Below are 16,110 nucleotides of genomic sequence, written 5' to 3'. Positions count from 1 at the left end.
TTCGTGCAATGCTTAAATAGCGTCTCTACCTATCCTTCAACCGTCTCTAGGACTCCCACCACACTGTACTGGGTTGGTGGTGAGATGAATCGCGGACAGAATTTTGTGGTAAAGTAATATCAGTCTTATGAACCTCCTTTAGTTGTGAAAACCAACCAACATAATTGGGACAAGTAGTGAAGGCAAAATATCCAAATACCGTAGGGCATACGGGATTTCAAGCTTGTGGAGAGGAAGTAGGACTACTTGGTGCTTGCATCAAAAGCATTTCTCTGTGAAGCAAGAATCTCCAGTGCATCGCGTAAGCGAGAGCGGGAGAGTGTCAAGAAACCTGGTTCACATCTACCTAATCGGTCTTTTTCGGTGCAGCTTAACCGATTACCCCTAGTCACTCGACGTTGCGCGGCGTGTTTGCTGGAAATATCACTGGTTGCTATGAGTGCCTTAATTCCCTACGGAATTGGGGTATATGCGAAAAATCATTCAACTACAGGGCTAGTTCCGCTCAATCCCTTAGTAATAACAACCGAAAAAGCGATCGCCAAAACATTAGCTCTACCTTGGCGGCGGCAGGGTATACCTCAAGTTCCACCACTGACAAATCTTTTTTGGTGTGGCGCATTATTAGCACCGCTAGTAGTTGTAAGCTGGCAATTATATTTATTAGGGAAAACAGGTCAAACACTTCCCAAACGTTGGTTTGGGGTAGTAGTAGTCAGAAAAACTGGCGCACCTCCAGGTTTAGTAAAAATATTGATCCGTGAAATATTAAGTTTCACTTTTCTACCCCTAGAAGTTGCGTACTTCATTTGGCGGTTGACAGGCTCATTTCCCGATCTAGCAATTTTACTAGGGTTAGGTGGGTTAACAGTTTTAGGACAAAATGCGACATTATTTTTCAATCCCGACCGCCGCGCTATCCACGATCGTTTAGCTGGAACCTTCGTTCTCAATGCTAATCAGTATGGTTTACCTTATAGAGAACGTAGCCAAAAAGTCCAACCTTTACGGCAGGAAAAGCCTTTTAAAGTAGAAGGATCTAGCAATTGGACAAAGCCTAATCCAAGTGCAACTAACAAACCCAAACTTTATCAAAGAGTAACTACAATTGTTTTTAGCTCACCCTTTCGCTTTTCAGAGTGGCGACTTTGGGATTGGATGCGACAACACCCTGGTATGACGCTCCTGATTGCAACTGGTACAGGTACAGTTTTGGTGTTAGGAACTTTTATTGGTCTTCAAGTTTATATCCAAAATCAGGTGAGTCGGCGAGTATCTAGTGAGCAAAATAACCAAGTATTTCTAACCTTAGTCAAGCAATTAACTACTACTGATGTTAATGCTACCGCCGAACGACGCGCGGCAATTGTAGCATTAGCAACTCTTAAAGACCCGCGTTCTCTTGACTTTTTAGTAGATTTGTTATCTCAGGAAAAAACAGAGGAACTGATTGATACAATTGGGCAATCACTGGTGAGTAATGGTAATGAAGCTTTGCCAGACTTGCAACGGCTCAATCAATCCCTGACTAATGATTTAAAGACGCGAAATCAAAACAACTCCGAAGAGCAACGATTGATTGCTGTGCGGCTGAGGGCAACTCAGAGTGCGATCGCTAAAATTATCACCCTCTACAATGATCAAGTTCATAATTCCGATCTGAGCCGGATTGACCTGAGTTCATCTAGCACTGGTTTTGCACCTTTCAACCTAATTTTAGATAAAGCTGATTTGTCGGGAATTAACTTTAAAGGTGCAAACCTGACAAATGCCAGCTTACGCAATAGTAAATTCTACAATTTTGGTCAAGACAAACGTTTTGGAACATTCGATGATGCGATCGCAGATTTGAGTGGAGCAGACTTAAAAGAAGCAAATCTTACAGGTGCTGACCTCACCCATGTATCCATGAATCGTACTAGCTTTATCCGAGCAACTCTGAATAATTCTAACTTGTCTTACGCTCAGTTAAAAGGAGCAAACCTGAGCAATTCTAAGTTAATTGGTGCAAATTTAGATCAAGCCGTTTTAGAGGATGCTAACTTAAGCGCAGCTAATTTGGCTGATGCTAACCTAATGCAAGCTAACCTCCGAAACGCTAACTTAAGTTCTGCTAAATTAGCGGGAATTAATCTCACAAATGCCCAATTACAAAATGCTAACTTGCAGAATACCGATTTAAGCTCATCTGATTTACGTGGTACAAACATTGTGGGCGCAAATTTCCAGGGCGCTATCTTTGCGGCTTCAGAATTTTCTGATTCTGAGAACTTTAATCAACGTCTACCAACCGTTGATTCAGCCGCCCGCCTCCAAGGAGTTGACTTTTCCCAAGCTAACAATTTAGATAGTCAACAAATTACTATAATTTGTAGCCAAGGAGGAGTTCATCCTCAATGCCCCTGATTGGCAACTGGTAGCTCCACTTAATGGTGGCAAGCAGGGGGGCAGGGGAGTCAGAGGGGCAGAGGAGGTTAAAAAATTACATTCTATATTTAGTTAGGTTGACCTACTTGGTTGTTAAATAATTGGTGTTGAGGAGTAAATACAATGCAGTGTCTTCAAAATTTGTTTTCAAAAGTGAAAAGTATTACCCTAGCTCAGATAGTTTTAATAAGTATTGCTTTCAATCCCCAATTAGCATCTGCTCAGGCTGCCTATGGTAGTTATGTAGGTGCGGGTGTTAGTTTGGGGTTGAATGGGAATTCTAATGGAGAAGGTCGCCAGCTTGGGGGGGTAATTGCTGGACGTTATAAGTTGCAGGAACTTCCTTTTTCGCTGAGAACACAAGCCTTAATTAGTGGCTCAAGTTCAGCCATTGTGCCAACAGTTTCCTATGATTATCCGGTTAATTGGCAAACAGATGCGTATTTGGGCGCAGGTCTTGTGCTTCCAGTTGGCGATAGCGCTACGCCTGTCGGAGATAAAGCCAGCTTTGCTCTACAACCAGGGGTAGATTACTCTGTGCCTAATAGCAATACCGTGGTTTTTGGGAATGCGATTTTTGCTTTTGATGCTTACCGTAATGGGGGTGGAACAGCAATTTCAGTTCAAGGCGGAGTTGGTGTAAGGTTTTAACAATTAACAATTAAGAACGTGGGCATAAATCAACGTATAGTCGTTTTCACTTTTGAGGCAAACATCCGTCGCCAATGAAGACCTAAGCGATCTTTAACGTTTAATTTTGCCCACATACTTAACAAGGAGCAATTACCAAAACAGACATAAGCTAACGCGCATCTTTATAACTCTTGAGAAAAGTTATCAAACACAATAACCCTCTCTCCTCCCTCCCTAAAATATAAAATTTAGAAACACAACAGCTTACAACCATAACCCTTACAAGAGAGCCAACTTTTTATTAAGTGAACGGTATTGACTGCTAATTGATAATTGTTAATTGTTAGCTACTTGTAAGCGTCGGGTCACAATCGTTACGCCATCCGCCCGAATTAACACTGCTGAAACCCAATAATTCCCTAGTTTACGGGGTGCTTTTCCTACCTTAAAAATTCCACCCGCAGCTAGTGGTTCTAGCTCATAAGACTTGGGCTGAGTATAGGCAGTTGTACGCACCTGCTCTTCTACAGCAGCGCCGAGTAGCACATCATCTCCGATTGGTTCTTTGACGATCGCTTCAAAGTTATACTGTTGACCAGGGCGTACTTTCTCTGGCAAATTTACGTCCACAGTCGGAGGTTTTTTCCCAGTTGATAGTTGGGTGCGTTCTGATAAGATTTCTTGTCGAACTATTTTGCCATTACTGAAATGCTGGCGCGATCGCATTGTGCCATCAAATTTCATATTCCTGCCGTCACGCTGCTGGTTCCCAGTAATATAAGTTAAGGTTTCGGCAACAAAACCATTCCCCTGTGGCTGCCAAGATTGCAATTCTGTACGGTAGTTGAGTTGCGGATAACGTTGCCACAGTTGAGTTAAACCTTTTTCTACAGCAGTACGATTTAAGCCATCAGAGTTAGTAAAATTTGGGCTATAAAATCCCATTACAGTTTTAACTTCGTGACGGTTGGCGGCGGTTTCAACTTGCGTCAACAGGTTTTTGAGTTGTGTCGGGGCGGTTGCAGGAGTTTCTGCCCAAACCCCATTACCTGAAAGCGTTGTTAACAACAGTGTTAATAAAAACAATAAAACATTGGATTTACGCTGTTTAATTGCGTATAAAACTTGCTGTTTAGTTACAGAGGTTCCCATAAGTGATAGTTTGGATAGTTGATTCTAGATTTTAACCGAGAGTCGTAGATAGCTTGTAGGAGAAGCAAATTTGTGTCTAAACCGAGTCGTTTGCTGATTGCCGCCAGTGGTACTGGGGGACATTTATTTCCGGCGATCGCTCTAGCAGAGCAACTACCAGATTATAAAATTGAGTGGTTAGGTGTACCCAACAGACTCGAAACTCAGCTAGTACCCGATCAGTATCCTCTCCATACTATTAACTTGGAAGGATTTCAGCAGCGTTTTGGCTTAGGGACACTGGGAATTTTGTTACGCTTGGCAAATTCGATCCGCCAAGTTAGACAATTATTAAAAGAAAATAATTTTCAGGGATTAGTTACAACTGGTGGTTATATTGCAGCACCTGCAATTTTAGCAGCGCGATCGCTCTCTCTCCCTGTAATTCTTCACGAAGCTAACGCCCTCCCTGGTAAAGTTACCCGTTGGTTAAGTCCTTGGTGTACTAACGTAGCCGTAGGATTTGCCGCCGCAGAAAATTATCTCCCCCGCGTTTCCACAGTTGTTACTGGTACTCCTGTACGTTCTCAGTTTCGCACGCCCCAAACTTTAGATCTCCCCATTCCTGAAAACGTACCCTTAATAGTTGTGGTTGGAGGTTCTCAGGGTGCAGTTGCGATTAATCAATTAGTGCGACAATCGGCTCAATCTTGGTTTGATGCAGGTGCTTGGATTGTCCATCTCACAGGAGAAAATGATCCAGATGCTCAAAGTTTACAACACCCACAATATATTACCCTGCCCTTTTACAAAAATATGGCTGGGCTATTTCAACGGGCAAATTTAGCAATTAGTCGTGCTGGCGCGGCAACATTAACTGAATTGACAGTAACTCAAACACCTGCCATTTTGATTCCCTATCCTTATGCTGCTGAAGATCACCAACTCTTTAATGCAGCAGTTTTAGCAGACGCAGGGGCGGGTATAGTTTTTAGGCAATCAGAATTAACGCCTCAGTTGCTAGAAAGCAAAGTTTTACATTTCTTAAAATCTCCTTTGGAGTTAAAAGAAATGCGATCGCGTGCTGGTGCTTTAGCTATTCCCGACAGTGCAGAAATTTTAGCAGAGTTAGTGCGAAAGTTAGTAAATTAGGAGGTTGGGTTGTAACCCAATCTCTTATTAGAGCCTATGCGTCAGTTATAATGAAAACAGACATAATTTTTTACGAAATATTTAAAGAATTTCCCCACATTTTTTTTGAACTGATAGGTTGTTCAAATACCAATCCCAACACATACCAATTCCTAGCACCAGAAATTAAACAGCGCACCTTTAGATTAGACGGTGTATTCTCCCCACTGGCGGAATTTCAGGAGCAACCCCTTTATTTTGTCGAAGTTCAATTCTACAAAGATGAAGAATTTTACGACAGACTATTTACCAGCATTTTCCTTTATTTCAGCCAATATCAACCACCTAATCCCGACTGGTACGTGATAGTTATTTATGCCCACCGCAACCAGGAAGGCAGTTTACACCCCCGTTATCGTAATTTAGTAGAACCCCACCTGCGCCGCATTTACCTCGACGAACTCGGAGACAAAGCATCACAATCTTTAGGTGTAGGAATAGTTAAATTAGTAGTAGAAAACTCTTCTCAAGCAGGGAAAGTTGCTCAACAACTTATTACCCAAGCTAGAGAACAACTAACAGATCCCATTGTCCAAGAAAAAGTTTTACAGTTTATCGAAACAATAATTGTCTACAAATTCCCCAATTTAAGCCCAAAGGAGATAGAAGCTATGCTCAATCTAGATATTATTAGAGGAACAAGAGTTTTCCAAGAAGCAGAACAAGAGGGAAGACAAAAAGGCGAGCAAGAAGCCAAAATACAATTGGTTCCTAAGCTACTGCAAAAAGGCTTTAGTATTCAGGAAATAGCGGAATTATTAGAATTGGATGCTGAAACTGTTAGAAAAGCTAGGCAATAGTCAGTAAATCATCAAAAAACTACCCCTTCCCTGTAAAAGGTGAGGGGTAGTTTTTTGATAATATGAGCTACTGCTTACATCATATTTAATGGATCTACATCAATTGTTAAACTTACTGATGATGGGCAAAGTTCTCTCAAGTAATTAAAATCAGGTAATGTTACGGTAGAGTCTAAAGGTAACTTCAACAAAATTTGCCAACGATAACGATTAGCTACTCGCATAATATTAGCTGGCGCTGGTCCTAATATTTCATAACTAGATGTAGAATCGTTTGGCTCATTTTTCTCCAATTCATTTGCTAATAATTCCGCAGTTTCTTGAACTGCTGTTTCCTCAAGGCTACTAAGTTTAAATAAAATTAAACGTCCGTAAGGAGGATAATTGAGGGTGGCGCGTTGTTGTAATTCTGCTTCAGTAAAAGATTGATAATCATGGGTTCGCGCTGCTTGAATAACTGGGTGTTCGGGCGTATAAGTTTGCAAAATTACTCTTCCTGGGTCATCGCCTCGACCAGAACGACCAGCAACTTGGATTAAGGTTTGAAATGCTCTTTCGGAAGCGCGATAGTCAGGAAAATGTAACAACCCATCTGCTGCAACAATACCTACTAAAGTTACTTGGGGTATATCTAACCCTTTAGTTAGCATTTGAGTACCAACTAATAAATCAAATTCTCGATTCACAAAGCGGGTTAATAGGGTTCTGTGCGCTCCTTTTGTGCGTGTGGTATCGCTATCAAAGCGGAGAGGGCGCAATTGGGGAAATTCTTTTTCTAATTCTTGGACAACTCTTTGAGTACCACTACCAAAAAATTTTAGGTAAGGGGAACTACATTCTGGGCAGTTTGAGGGATGGGCGCTGACAAAGTTACAGTAGTGACAGCGTAGTAGTTCTGGCGCTCTTTCTTGGGTGTGGTGATAGGCTAAGGAAACATCACAGTTAGGGCATTCAATTACATATCCACAAGTGCGACAAGATACAAATGTGCTGTGTCCCCGCCGATGGATAAATAAAATTCCTTGTTGTTCACGTTCCTGTAGTTGTTGTAATGCTTCTTTGAGGGAACGACTAAATATTGAACGGTTTCCTTCCCGCAATTCTTGACGCATATCTACGACTTCTACGGGGGGTAGAGGGCGGGACTGGATGCGTTCTGGTAAGGAGAGGTAGTGAGAGGGGGAGGGGGGAGGGGAGAGGGGAGAGGGGTTAGAAAAATTATTTTCCCTGCTTCCTTGGTTAATAGTTACCCAAGTATCTAAAGAGGGTGTGGCGGAACCTAGTACTAAGGGACAATTTTCTAATTCTGCTCTCCAAGTTGCAACATTACGGGCGTGATAGGTGGGAACTGGTTGGTCTTGTTTAAAACTTGAGTCGTGTTCTTCATCTAGGATGATTAAACCTAGTTTTGGTAAGGGCGCAAATACTGCGGAACGAGTACCAATTAATACTTGTGGTTCACCTGTGAGCATTTGTCGCCATGTATCGTAGCGTTCACCGTCGGAAAGGGCGCTGTGATAAACGCAAACTTTATTGCCAAAACGGGCGCGAAAACGGTCGGTTAGTTGGGGTGTTAAACCGATTTCTGGGACTAATACTAAGGCTGATTTTCCTTGTTCTAATAAGGGTGCGATCGCTTGCAAATAAACTTCAGTTTTCCCTGAACCTGTTACCCCATGCAGTAGTACTTGTGCAAAGTTAGATAAGTTCGTAATAGTTGCTAATGCTTGCGTCTGAGACTCTGTTAAAGACTTAGAGCGATCGCTTTCCACTACAGGAGAAGATTCTAATCTTAATATCTCTCGTTCCTCAATTACAACACAGCCTTTTTCTTCTAATCTTTGAATTGTTTCTCTGGTGGTATTATAAATTTCTACAAAGTCATCTACCCACAAGTCACCGTCATGCTGACCCAGAAATTTTAATAGTTCTCTTTGTCGGCTAGTGAGATCGGGTGAATGTCTATAACCCGTCAGTGAAACTGCTTGTTTCAATTGTGGTTGAGGAGGTCTTTGTTCTTCTAGATAGCTTTCTACTAAACCTCGTCTTATTAATTCTTGTAACCCACGTCTTGCTGGTGTAGGAGTAATACGGTGTTTTTTTGACAGTTGCTGCTGAAGATATTTCCAAGTATAGTCTCCAGTTTTTCCTGCTTGCAGCAGTTGCAGAATTGATGAAGCTGCGTGGCTCAGGAACGCTTCAACGCCAGATGCACGGCTTCCTTTCTGGGGGTTGGGGTTTTCTATCTCTCTTGCTCCCCTCCCTGCAAGCGGGGAGGGGCTGGGGGAGGGGTTTTCTATATTATCTGGCTTAAGACGAATCCGACGCTGCGATCGCGCGAGTAATCCAGGTGGTAATGCTACCTTTACTACCTGAATTAGTTGCGTGTAGTAATATTCGGCTACTCGCTCTAATAGCGTCCAATAATTAGTTGGAAAAAACCCACTGCAAACTACTTCTTCGACATCCCTAATTTGAGAGAGATTGAGATCTGCGGGTAGTTGGTTAATTTCACGAATTGCGATCGCTCCTACCTGTTGCGATCCAAATGGCACATTTAAAATATCTCCAGGCTCTACCTGCATATCAGGCGGAATGCGATAAGTATATAATCCCTGCACCCCTGGACAATCTACTAATACTTCTACTAACCGATCTTGAGTAGAACCTAAATCATAAAATGACCCAGGTTCAGCCACAGTAGCAGATAAACCAAAATTATAATTTGACATATAACTCACCTATCGAAGAGCCAACCAATCTTTATATCAAAATCAATAAATCTGACAACGTTCGCGACTTATAGCAAAGCTAGTTGGAAATTAGCTTACTTCCTGAATCGCCATCAACCAATTGGAGTAAGTTTCTCTTGTGATCCCTCAACCATATTAGCGACTTTATTTAGCGATTAAGAAACTTGATTTTATCTCTATTGATAGATAGATAAGCATATAAGTATATGAGATCCTGATGTCGTAACCAATAAAATTTTAAAAAGCTTAATGTCTCAGTGCTAATTAGCCATGATCATTACTTGGCTTATATCGGCGCTAGTCTTTGTTGTGGTTAAGTGCAACACCAAAATTTTTGTAAAACCCTAAATAAGGAATGTTTTGAAAAATGTATTACTGGTTTTTCGGTTATTTTTATCCCAAGCAAAACTTAAAGCAATAAAAAATTTAGATTAACCTATTGCTTTTTTTGTTTTGTCCCTACTTATTAGTTAGCTTAACAAACTAATAAATTTAGCGTGTTTGTTGAGCAATTTGAATACTTGTGTCTGGTTCGCCAAACTTAAAAAATGGGTATTATTTTGGAGGTATTAGTAAAAAAACATTCATAAAGCATAATTTATAGCATTAAAACCAAATTTTTCCAAATTTAGTACATTGTCAATTTAGCAAACCCATAGTTACAAAAAAGTTATGAATATTACTGAATTAGATCAAACTGATTCTTTGCTATCCGCCGCAAGCGAAGATGTTTTAATTGCCGATGTTCCTGATCTAGAACTAGCAGAATTAGAACTGGTTGAAATCGAATTTTCAGATAGATCCGATGAACTAAATAATGGTGGAGCTAAATATCAAAAAAATCTTTCTGAAGATACAGTAGGTGCTTTCTTCAAAGAAATGGCACGTTACCCTCTTTTAAAAGCTGAAGAAGAAGTTGATTTAGCCAATCAAGTACAATTTATATTACAAATAGAGGAAATTGAGGAACGCCTAGAAGCTCAACTGAACCACAAACCTAGTAAAGCAGAAATAGCTGAATCGCTGGGGATGAATGAGAAACAACTCGATCATCGTTTATATCAAAGCCGCGTTGCTAAACGCAAGATGATTCGCTCAAACTTGCGCTTAGTTGTTTCTATTGCTAAACGTTATTTAAATCGAGGCGTAGCTTTTCTGGATTTAATTCAAGAAGGCGCGTTGGGATTAAACCGCGCTGCTGAAAAGTTTGATCCAGATAAAGGTTATAAATTTTCTACATACGCATATTGGTGGATTCGTCAAGCAATTACACGCACTATTGCTAATGATTCGCGGACTATTCGCTTACCGATTCATATTGTTGAGAAGCTAAATAAACTTAAAAAAGCTCAACGCAATCTTAAGCAAGAATTACACAGAAATCCTACAGAAGTAGAACTAGCGGAAGCTTTAGAGATACCACCAGAACATTTACGCCAGCTTTTGCAGTTAAGAAGGCGATCGCTTTCTTTAAATCATCGCGTTGGTAAGGGAGAAGAAACAGAATTGGTAGAGCTATTAGAAGATAGTGAAAACCAATCTCCCGAACAGCAAATGAACGACTCGATGATGCGTCAAGATATTTGGGAAGTACTGGATGAAGTATTAAATGAAAGAGAAAGAGATGTAATATGTTTGCGTTATGGTTTGGCTAGTAACGAACCTTACACTTTAGAAGAAGTAGGTAGTTTGTTTAACCTCTCTCGCGAACGAGTGCGTCAAATCCAAAGTAAAGCTATGCGGAAATTGCGCCGTCCTCAAGTAGCAAGACGCTTAAAAGGTTGGTTAACTTAATATCAGCATAATTAGAATAATAGTTCTTCAAAAATGTAGAGACGTTGTATAGAACGTCTCTACAAGAGAAAATGTTTAAATCCTTTACTTGTAATTGTGATCTGATGTATTACATACACCAAAAGCTAAAGGAAATCGTCAGCTTGAGAAACTTTGCGATCGCCTAACTCACAAACAAGATGGATACCTATTTATTGGTTAACGTTTCTATCTTTGTAAGTAAGCTATTTAACGCAGCGCGGTCAAAGTATTTCCCATTCAGCACTACGGCTTGGATCTTCTTAGTGTTGCGAATATCTTCCAGTGGGTTAGCTTGCAGTACTACCAAGTCTGCGAGTTTACCTGGGGCGATGGTGCCAAGTTGGGCTGTTACATTTAAGTATTTAGCTGGATTCAGGGTGGCGGCTTGTAACGCTTGTAGTGGTGTCAGCCCCGCCTGTACTAAAAGTTCTAACTCGTCGTGCAGGTGAAAGCCTGGAACAATATACATATCTCCAGCATCAGAACCTGCCATAATTGGCACCCCAGCCTGGTTCATCTTTCCTACCAGTTCGAGTGACTTACGATACCAGCCTATCTCATTAGCGATCATTTCTGGCGTTGCCCCTGCAAGCTGTCCGGCTGCTTCTTTGTCCCAATCTTGTCTAATGTCCTTCGACATATAGCGAAATCGATCGTCATGGACAAATACATTGTCGCTGAGAGAGGCATCTACACGGCGAACAACCAGTGTTGGAACTTTCCAAGTATTGTTACTCACAAAACGCTGAAACAGAGCTTGGCATTTCTGAACGCTATAGGTATCTAATAAACGGCGCAAGCGGTGCGATCGCCGAAGGTTTTTCTCAGTATCTGAAGTGCGGACGGCGACAGGAGGATGGATCAGTTCCTCCCTCAACTTCTCTTCGTCAGTTGAGCAAGCATCGAGAATTCCTCTGACGTGTTCTATCCTTCAACCGTCTCTAGGACTCCCACCACACTGTACTGGGTTGGTGGCGAGATGAATCGCGGACAGGATTTTGTGGTAAAGTAATATCAGTCTTATGAACCTCCTTTAGTTGTGAAAACCAAGCAACAAAACTAGGACAAGTAGTGAAGGCAAAATATCCAAATACCGTAGGGCATACGGGATTTCAAGCTTGTGGAGAGGAAGTAGGACTACTTGGTGCTTGCATCAAAAGCATTTCTCAATGAAGCAAGAATCTCCAGTCACAGCGCAAGCTTGACGGGAGAGTGTCAAACTCCGTTGCCCTGCATCCGATGCCTCTTTAGCACTAATTGCCCAAGGCACATGACCAGCAAAGGGAATCCCTATCCTGTTTGCTTCATCAGCCAAAGCGAAGTAGGAGTTGCGGGGAATTTTGTTGTAGGTCTTGATAAAGCCCACACCTGCCTTCTGGAACCAGTTAACCAACTCACGTGCATCTGCTGGTGTTTCCATTCGCAAGAGTCGTGATTTCGTCGGCTCAACTGGGCCATATACAATATACCCAAACGCACCAATCCGAGGAGCTACAAGTTTACCTGCTGCAATTTGTTTTCTCCACTTATTTACACTTGTAACTGCACCGTCTACGTCCTCGTCTTCTACAGCAAAGCAGCCACCACACATATCACGGATACCAGTAATACCATTCGCGACGAAAAGAGGGAAAAAGATTTCGCGCGTCTCCTTTTCGGTATATGAATGAGCGTGCATATCCCAGAGTCCTGGAATTAAATACTTACCCGTAGCATCTACAACACGAGTTTTGGTTGGCACTGATGTCCGTGTTGTAGCTGCTATCTGCACAATGCGGTTATCTGCAATTAGCACCGTCCGATCTCGTAACAAACCCCCGCTCTCAACATCGACAACATTTATATGGATAAGTGCTAGCTTGTCGTTAGTTTTTGCCAGACCAACTTGAGCCGATGTTATACACGTTATAACTAGGAGTAAAAGAAGTAGAATAAAGCGTTGCAATGGCGACTCCTTTTACTGGCTTATAAGTCATTGTTTTGCCTCTTTTCACATTTCTAGGTCTAACTTGCACAAGCTTACCTATATTCGGCTTAAGTGCGATCGCATGAGTTTTGCTCATTGGTTTATTAAGCTAAACGTAAAACTCCATCTCCCCTACCCTTCCCCGCTTGCAGGGAGAGAGGAAATATATGATGAATTTGTTCCCGTGTTTAACCGGATAACAAGGATTGGAGACTCTGCTTCTTCATAATTAAAATATCTCAGTTTTTACTTCTCACTCCTCACTTTCTTTGACCATTTTGATGGCTCAAGTTGATTGGCATAATTCATATATTTACTAATCGGTGCATCAATACTTAAAAGTAAGTTTGGGTGAAAGCGAATATTATCGTAAATTTGCCCATCTTCATCTCTTAACATATAGTATGCCATCTTAGTTAAGAGCAAAAATAGCCTAGTTAATAACCAACCGAAAATACCTTTTCTCTTTTCTGCTACATAAATCGGTTGAATGCGCGTTTTACCTTCAACTACAGGTGTATAGGCAAAAATCATGTGCAAGGAAGGCAGAATTCGCACATTTTTCATAATTGTTAACAGCCCTATACAACCGTCTGCATATCTCATTGAGTATTCATAATTAGCACCTAGTATTTTCCTACCAATGCGCTCTTTAAATGTAGTTTTAGGTAGTTCTCCCTTCAGGGTAAAATCAATAATATTACCTAATTGATTGTGATTTAAGAACAAATCCATATTGATGTCTATATTGTGAACTGTTCGCAAGTGTTGAGCATCAATGCCATTCATCATACAAATATGATGATGGCAACTGCGTTCTAGGGGTTTGTCGTGAATTGTGACAATTTGCTTACCTTTGAGTTCGTCAAATTCTGCTACAGGGTTGGGAGCATTTGCTTCTGGGTAAACCCAAATAAAATCATATTTTTCTGCGGTAGCATAAGATTGAGTCTGAGCTTGTTTAGGAATAGCTGTTTGACAAGGTATATCAAGACATTGACCCTGTTCATCAAATGCCCAATGATGAAAAAAACATCTAATCATATTGCCATCAACTTTACCGATGCCTAAATCAGTTCCCATGTGGGGACAATAAGCATCTAATGCTCTTACCTTGCCATCTTCGCCACGATATACAACTATTCTCTGTCCACAAATTTCTACTGATTTTGCTTTGGCTTTAAGAAGGTCGCGACTAGGGCAAGCTATATACCACCCTTTGGCAACAATATCCCAATTATTGAATATTCTCCTCTGATGATTCACTAAAACTTCATCCATAAAATTTTAGATTGTTAGATGTTGATTAAGAATGATTAACAAATCCTGATATGAAATATTTTAGTTGAATAGAAAACTTGCGTTTTTCTAATGTTAAAAATTCTTAACATTAAAAATGCAATTACTCTTAGAGCTTTTAAAAATTGTAATTACTACTCAAAAAATGATAAATCTAGTTGAAATTTATTATGCTAAGTTTTGTAACTTTTTCCTCATGTATCATGGTTGGTTAAATAATCTTTTTATAGCAAGGTAAATTACATCAACGCAACAATACCTATTACAAAGATCCGTGAATTTGCGTATGCAATTTAAGTATTCAGTTAACTAGAATAAATAGTAAGTCAGCTATTAGTCTGCTACCAATAGCATATTAATCCAAACCAAAAAATGCAAAGTAATATTAAGCTCGGTAAAATAACCAAAATTGGATTTGGTACTATCATTGCTCTGATGGTAGGAATTGGCATTAGTTCTAAAGTTAGTACTAACCGTTTAGTAGCAGCAGTCAATTGGGTTACTCATACTTATGAAGTTAAAGCTAAACTTAAAGGTTTAGAAAAAGACTTAGTGGATGCAGAAACAGGGCAACGCGGATTTATTTTTACTGGCAGGGAAGATTTTTTAGAACCATATAAAAATTCTCAAAAGGTTAATGGGCAACACTTTCGCGAATTAAAAGAGCTAATTAAGGATAACCCCAAGCAAATTGAAAGGTTGATTCGCATTGAAGATTTATCTCAACAAAAAATGTCGGAATTAGCTGCAACTATTGCTTTAAAAAAAGCTAATAAAGAAAAAGAGTTAAGATCTTTAGTGCTTTCAGGTAGAGGTAAGCAAGTGATGGATGAGCTTAGAAATAAGCTTGATAATATGCTTGAAATAGAAGACGACCTGTTAATTAAACGCCAAGAAGAAGCAAAACAGGCTGAACAAATATCAAGTTTAATTTCTTTAGGTGGAACAAGCGCTGCAATAGCATTAGGTGTATTTACTTTATTATTTATTGACCGCAAAGTTGTCAGACCTATAAATCAAGTTTCTAATAATATTGCTAGGGCTTCGACAGAAATTGCTGCTGCTGTAGATCAACAAGAGCGTAGTGCTGCTCACCAAGCTACTGCTGTAACTCAAACTACTACTACAATGGATGAGTTGGGTGCTTCATCACGTCAAGCAGCAGATCAAGCAGAAGCATCGGTAGAAACAGCGCGTAAACTGTTATATTTAGCAGAATCATCAACAACTGGGGCGCGTCAAGCACTGAGTTTAGCAGAATCATCGGCATCAGGTGCAAGACAGGTATTAAGTTTAGCAGAATCATCGGCAACGGGAGCAAGGCAGGTATTAACCTTAGCTGAGTCAGGAAATGAATCTGTAAGAAAAACTCAGGATGGTATGTCTACTTTAAAAGAAAAAGTAGGTGCGATCGCAGAACATATCATGCGCCTCAGTGAGCAAACTACTCAGATAGGTAGCATTACCAATTTAGTTACAGATCTTGCTAATCAAACCAATATGCTATCTTTAAATGCCGCAGTCGAGGCAGCGCGTGCAGGAGAAAATGGCAAAGGTTTTGGTGTCGTTGCTAGCGAAATCCGCAAACTAGCCGATCAAAGCAAAAGATCAGCAGAAAAAATCAATACACTGATCACTGACATTCAAAATGCCATTAACGTAACAGTAATGGTTACTGATGAAGGTAAGAAAAATGCCGAGGAAGGAATTAAATTAACTCAAGAAACCGCAGTAGCCTTTAATAAAGTTTCTCAAGCAATTAACGATGTCGTTCTGGAAGCTTCAACTAATGTTACTCAGGCAATTAATGATGTCATTCTACAGGCTTCAGTTCAGGTGAATCAGGCAATTAATGATGTCATCCTGAACAATCAAGAAAACTCAATAATTGCCATTAATGATGTAGTTGTTAGAAGTCAACAAATTTCCTTGACAGCTAAACAACAAGCGATCGCCATTCAACAAGTAGTTGAGGCAATGAATAATCTCAATCAAGCTGCAATGGAAACAGCTAGCGGGTTGAATCAAACTAAAGCTGAAACTCAGCAACTAAATACAGCAGCATTAAATTTACAAACAGTTGTTTAAAGGTAGA

The 16,110-nt window shown here is 40.4% G+C and carries 12 protein-coding genes; 6 read left to right on the top strand and 6 right to left on the bottom strand.

All coding sequences use genetic code 11. The annotated features are described in order from the left end of the window. Positions 1–249: 249 nt before the first annotated feature. Positions 250–2,406: a pentapeptide repeat-containing protein gene (locus tag CRI9333_RS10975; RefSeq protein WP_015203236.1), complete on the top strand. Its 2,157-nt coding sequence runs from the start codon at positions 250–252 to the stop codon at positions 2,404–2,406. A gap of 144 nt (positions 2,407–2,550) precedes the next feature. Further along, complete coding sequence (locus CRI9333_RS10970) at positions 2,551–3,078, top strand: hypothetical protein (RefSeq protein ID WP_015203235.1); 528 nt, start codon at positions 2,551–2,553, stop codon at positions 3,076–3,078. Positions 3,079–3,396: 318 nt separating this feature from the next. On the opposite strand, the gene CRI9333_RS10965 is transcribed toward CRI9333_RS10970, so the two are convergent. Then, complete coding sequence (locus CRI9333_RS10965) at positions 3,397–4,212, bottom strand: nuclear transport factor 2 family protein (protein WP_015203234.1); 816 nt, start codon at positions 4,210–4,212, stop codon at positions 3,397–3,399. A 72-nt stretch (positions 4,213–4,284) separates the two neighbouring features. On the opposite strand from CRI9333_RS10965, the gene murG reads away from it, so the two are divergent. Together murG and CRI9333_RS10955 are read left to right on the top strand one after the other, a co-directional pair. Then, a complete protein-coding gene (murG, locus tag CRI9333_RS10960; protein WP_015203233.1) occupies positions 4,285–5,343 on the top strand; it encodes an undecaprenyldiphospho-muramoylpentapeptide beta-N-acetylglucosaminyltransferase in 1,059 nt (352 codons plus the stop codon). Positions 5,344–5,393: 50 nt separating this feature from the next. Further along, positions 5,394–6,182: an Rpn family recombination-promoting nuclease/putative transposase gene (locus tag CRI9333_RS10955; RefSeq protein WP_015203232.1), complete on the top strand. Its 789-nt coding sequence runs from the start codon at positions 5,394–5,396 to the stop codon at positions 6,180–6,182. Positions 6,183–6,256: 74 nt separating this feature from the next. On the opposite strand, the gene priA is transcribed toward CRI9333_RS10955, so the two are convergent. Then, positions 6,257–8,914: a primosomal protein N' gene (gene priA / locus CRI9333_RS10950; RefSeq protein ID WP_015203231.1), complete on the bottom strand. Its 2,658-nt coding sequence runs from the start codon at positions 8,912–8,914 to the stop codon at positions 6,257–6,259. Between the two features lie 693 nt (positions 8,915–9,607). On the opposite strand from priA, the gene CRI9333_RS10945 reads away from it, so the two are divergent. Further along, positions 9,608–10,729: an RNA polymerase sigma factor, RpoD/SigA family gene (locus CRI9333_RS10945; RefSeq protein ID WP_015203230.1), complete on the top strand. Its 1,122-nt coding sequence runs from the start codon at positions 9,608–9,610 to the stop codon at positions 10,727–10,729. A gap of 187 nt (positions 10,730–10,916) precedes the next feature. Here the strand turns inward: CRI9333_RS10945 and CRI9333_RS10940 are convergent, their stop codons facing one another. The 4 genes from CRI9333_RS10940 to CRI9333_RS10930 form a co-directional block, all read right to left on the bottom strand. Continuing rightward, complete coding sequence (locus tag CRI9333_RS10940; protein WP_051035375.1) at positions 10,917–11,627, bottom strand: amidohydrolase family protein; 711 nt, start codon at positions 11,625–11,627, stop codon at positions 10,917–10,919. A gap of 276 nt (positions 11,628–11,903) precedes the next feature. After that, positions 11,904–12,545 carry an amidohydrolase family protein gene (locus tag CRI9333_RS27365; RefSeq protein ID WP_198013712.1) on the bottom strand — a complete coding sequence of 214 codons (642 nt, stop codon included), beginning with the start codon at positions 12,543–12,545 and terminating at the stop codon, positions 11,904–11,906. A gap of 70 nt (positions 12,546–12,615) precedes the next feature. Then, on the bottom strand, positions 12,616–12,813 hold the full coding sequence (locus CRI9333_RS26725; RefSeq protein WP_157462315.1) for a hypothetical protein: 198 nt from the start codon (positions 12,811–12,813) through the stop codon (positions 12,616–12,618). A gap of 149 nt (positions 12,814–12,962) precedes the next feature. After that, positions 12,963–13,997 carry an aromatic ring-hydroxylating oxygenase subunit alpha gene (locus tag CRI9333_RS10930; RefSeq protein ID WP_015203229.1) on the bottom strand — a complete coding sequence of 345 codons (1,035 nt, stop codon included), beginning with the start codon at positions 13,995–13,997 and terminating at the stop codon, positions 12,963–12,965. A 390-nt stretch (positions 13,998–14,387) separates the two neighbouring features. Between CRI9333_RS10930 and CRI9333_RS10925 the strand changes: the two genes are divergently transcribed. Then, positions 14,388–16,103: a methyl-accepting chemotaxis protein gene (locus CRI9333_RS10925; RefSeq protein WP_015203227.1), complete on the top strand. Its 1,716-nt coding sequence runs from the start codon at positions 14,388–14,390 to the stop codon at positions 16,101–16,103. The last annotated feature ends 7 nt before the right edge of the window (positions 16,104–16,110 follow it).

The sequence above is a fragment of the Crinalium epipsammum PCC 9333 genome (genome assembly GCF_000317495.1).
In the GTDB taxonomy this organism is placed as follows: Bacteria; Cyanobacteriota; Cyanobacteriia; order Cyanobacteriales; family PCC-9333; genus Crinalium; species Crinalium epipsammum.
Note: the sequence above shows the minus strand (reverse complement) of the source record. Positions and strands in the feature narration are given on the sequence as shown.

Excerpts from the sequence above, each read along its gene's own strand:
- CRI9333_RS10965 (WP_015203234.1), bottom strand. The coding sequence starts at position 4,212 with ATGGGAACCTCTGTAACTAAACAGCAAGTTTTATACGCAATTAAACAG.
- priA (WP_015203231.1), bottom strand. The coding sequence starts at position 8,914 with ATGTCAAATTATAATTTTGGTTTATCTGCTACTGTGGCTGAACCTGGG.
- CRI9333_RS10925 (WP_015203227.1), top strand. The coding sequence starts at position 14,388 with ATGCAAAGTAATATTAAGCTCGGTAAAATAACCAAAATTGGATTTGGT.
- CRI9333_RS26725 (WP_157462315.1), bottom strand. The coding sequence starts at position 12,813 with ATGAGCAAAACTCATGCGATCGCACTTAAGCCGAATATAGGTAAGCTT.
- CRI9333_RS10970 (WP_015203235.1), top strand. The coding sequence starts at position 2,551 with ATGCAGTGTCTTCAAAATTTGTTTTCAAAAGTGAAAAGTATTACCCTA.
- CRI9333_RS10955 (WP_015203232.1), top strand. The coding sequence starts at position 5,394 with ATGAAAACAGACATAATTTTTTACGAAATATTTAAAGAATTTCCCCAC.
- CRI9333_RS10930 (WP_015203229.1), bottom strand. The coding sequence starts at position 13,997 with ATGGATGAAGTTTTAGTGAATCATCAGAGGAGAATATTCAATAATTGG.
- CRI9333_RS10945 (WP_015203230.1), top strand. The coding sequence starts at position 9,608 with ATGAATATTACTGAATTAGATCAAACTGATTCTTTGCTATCCGCCGCA.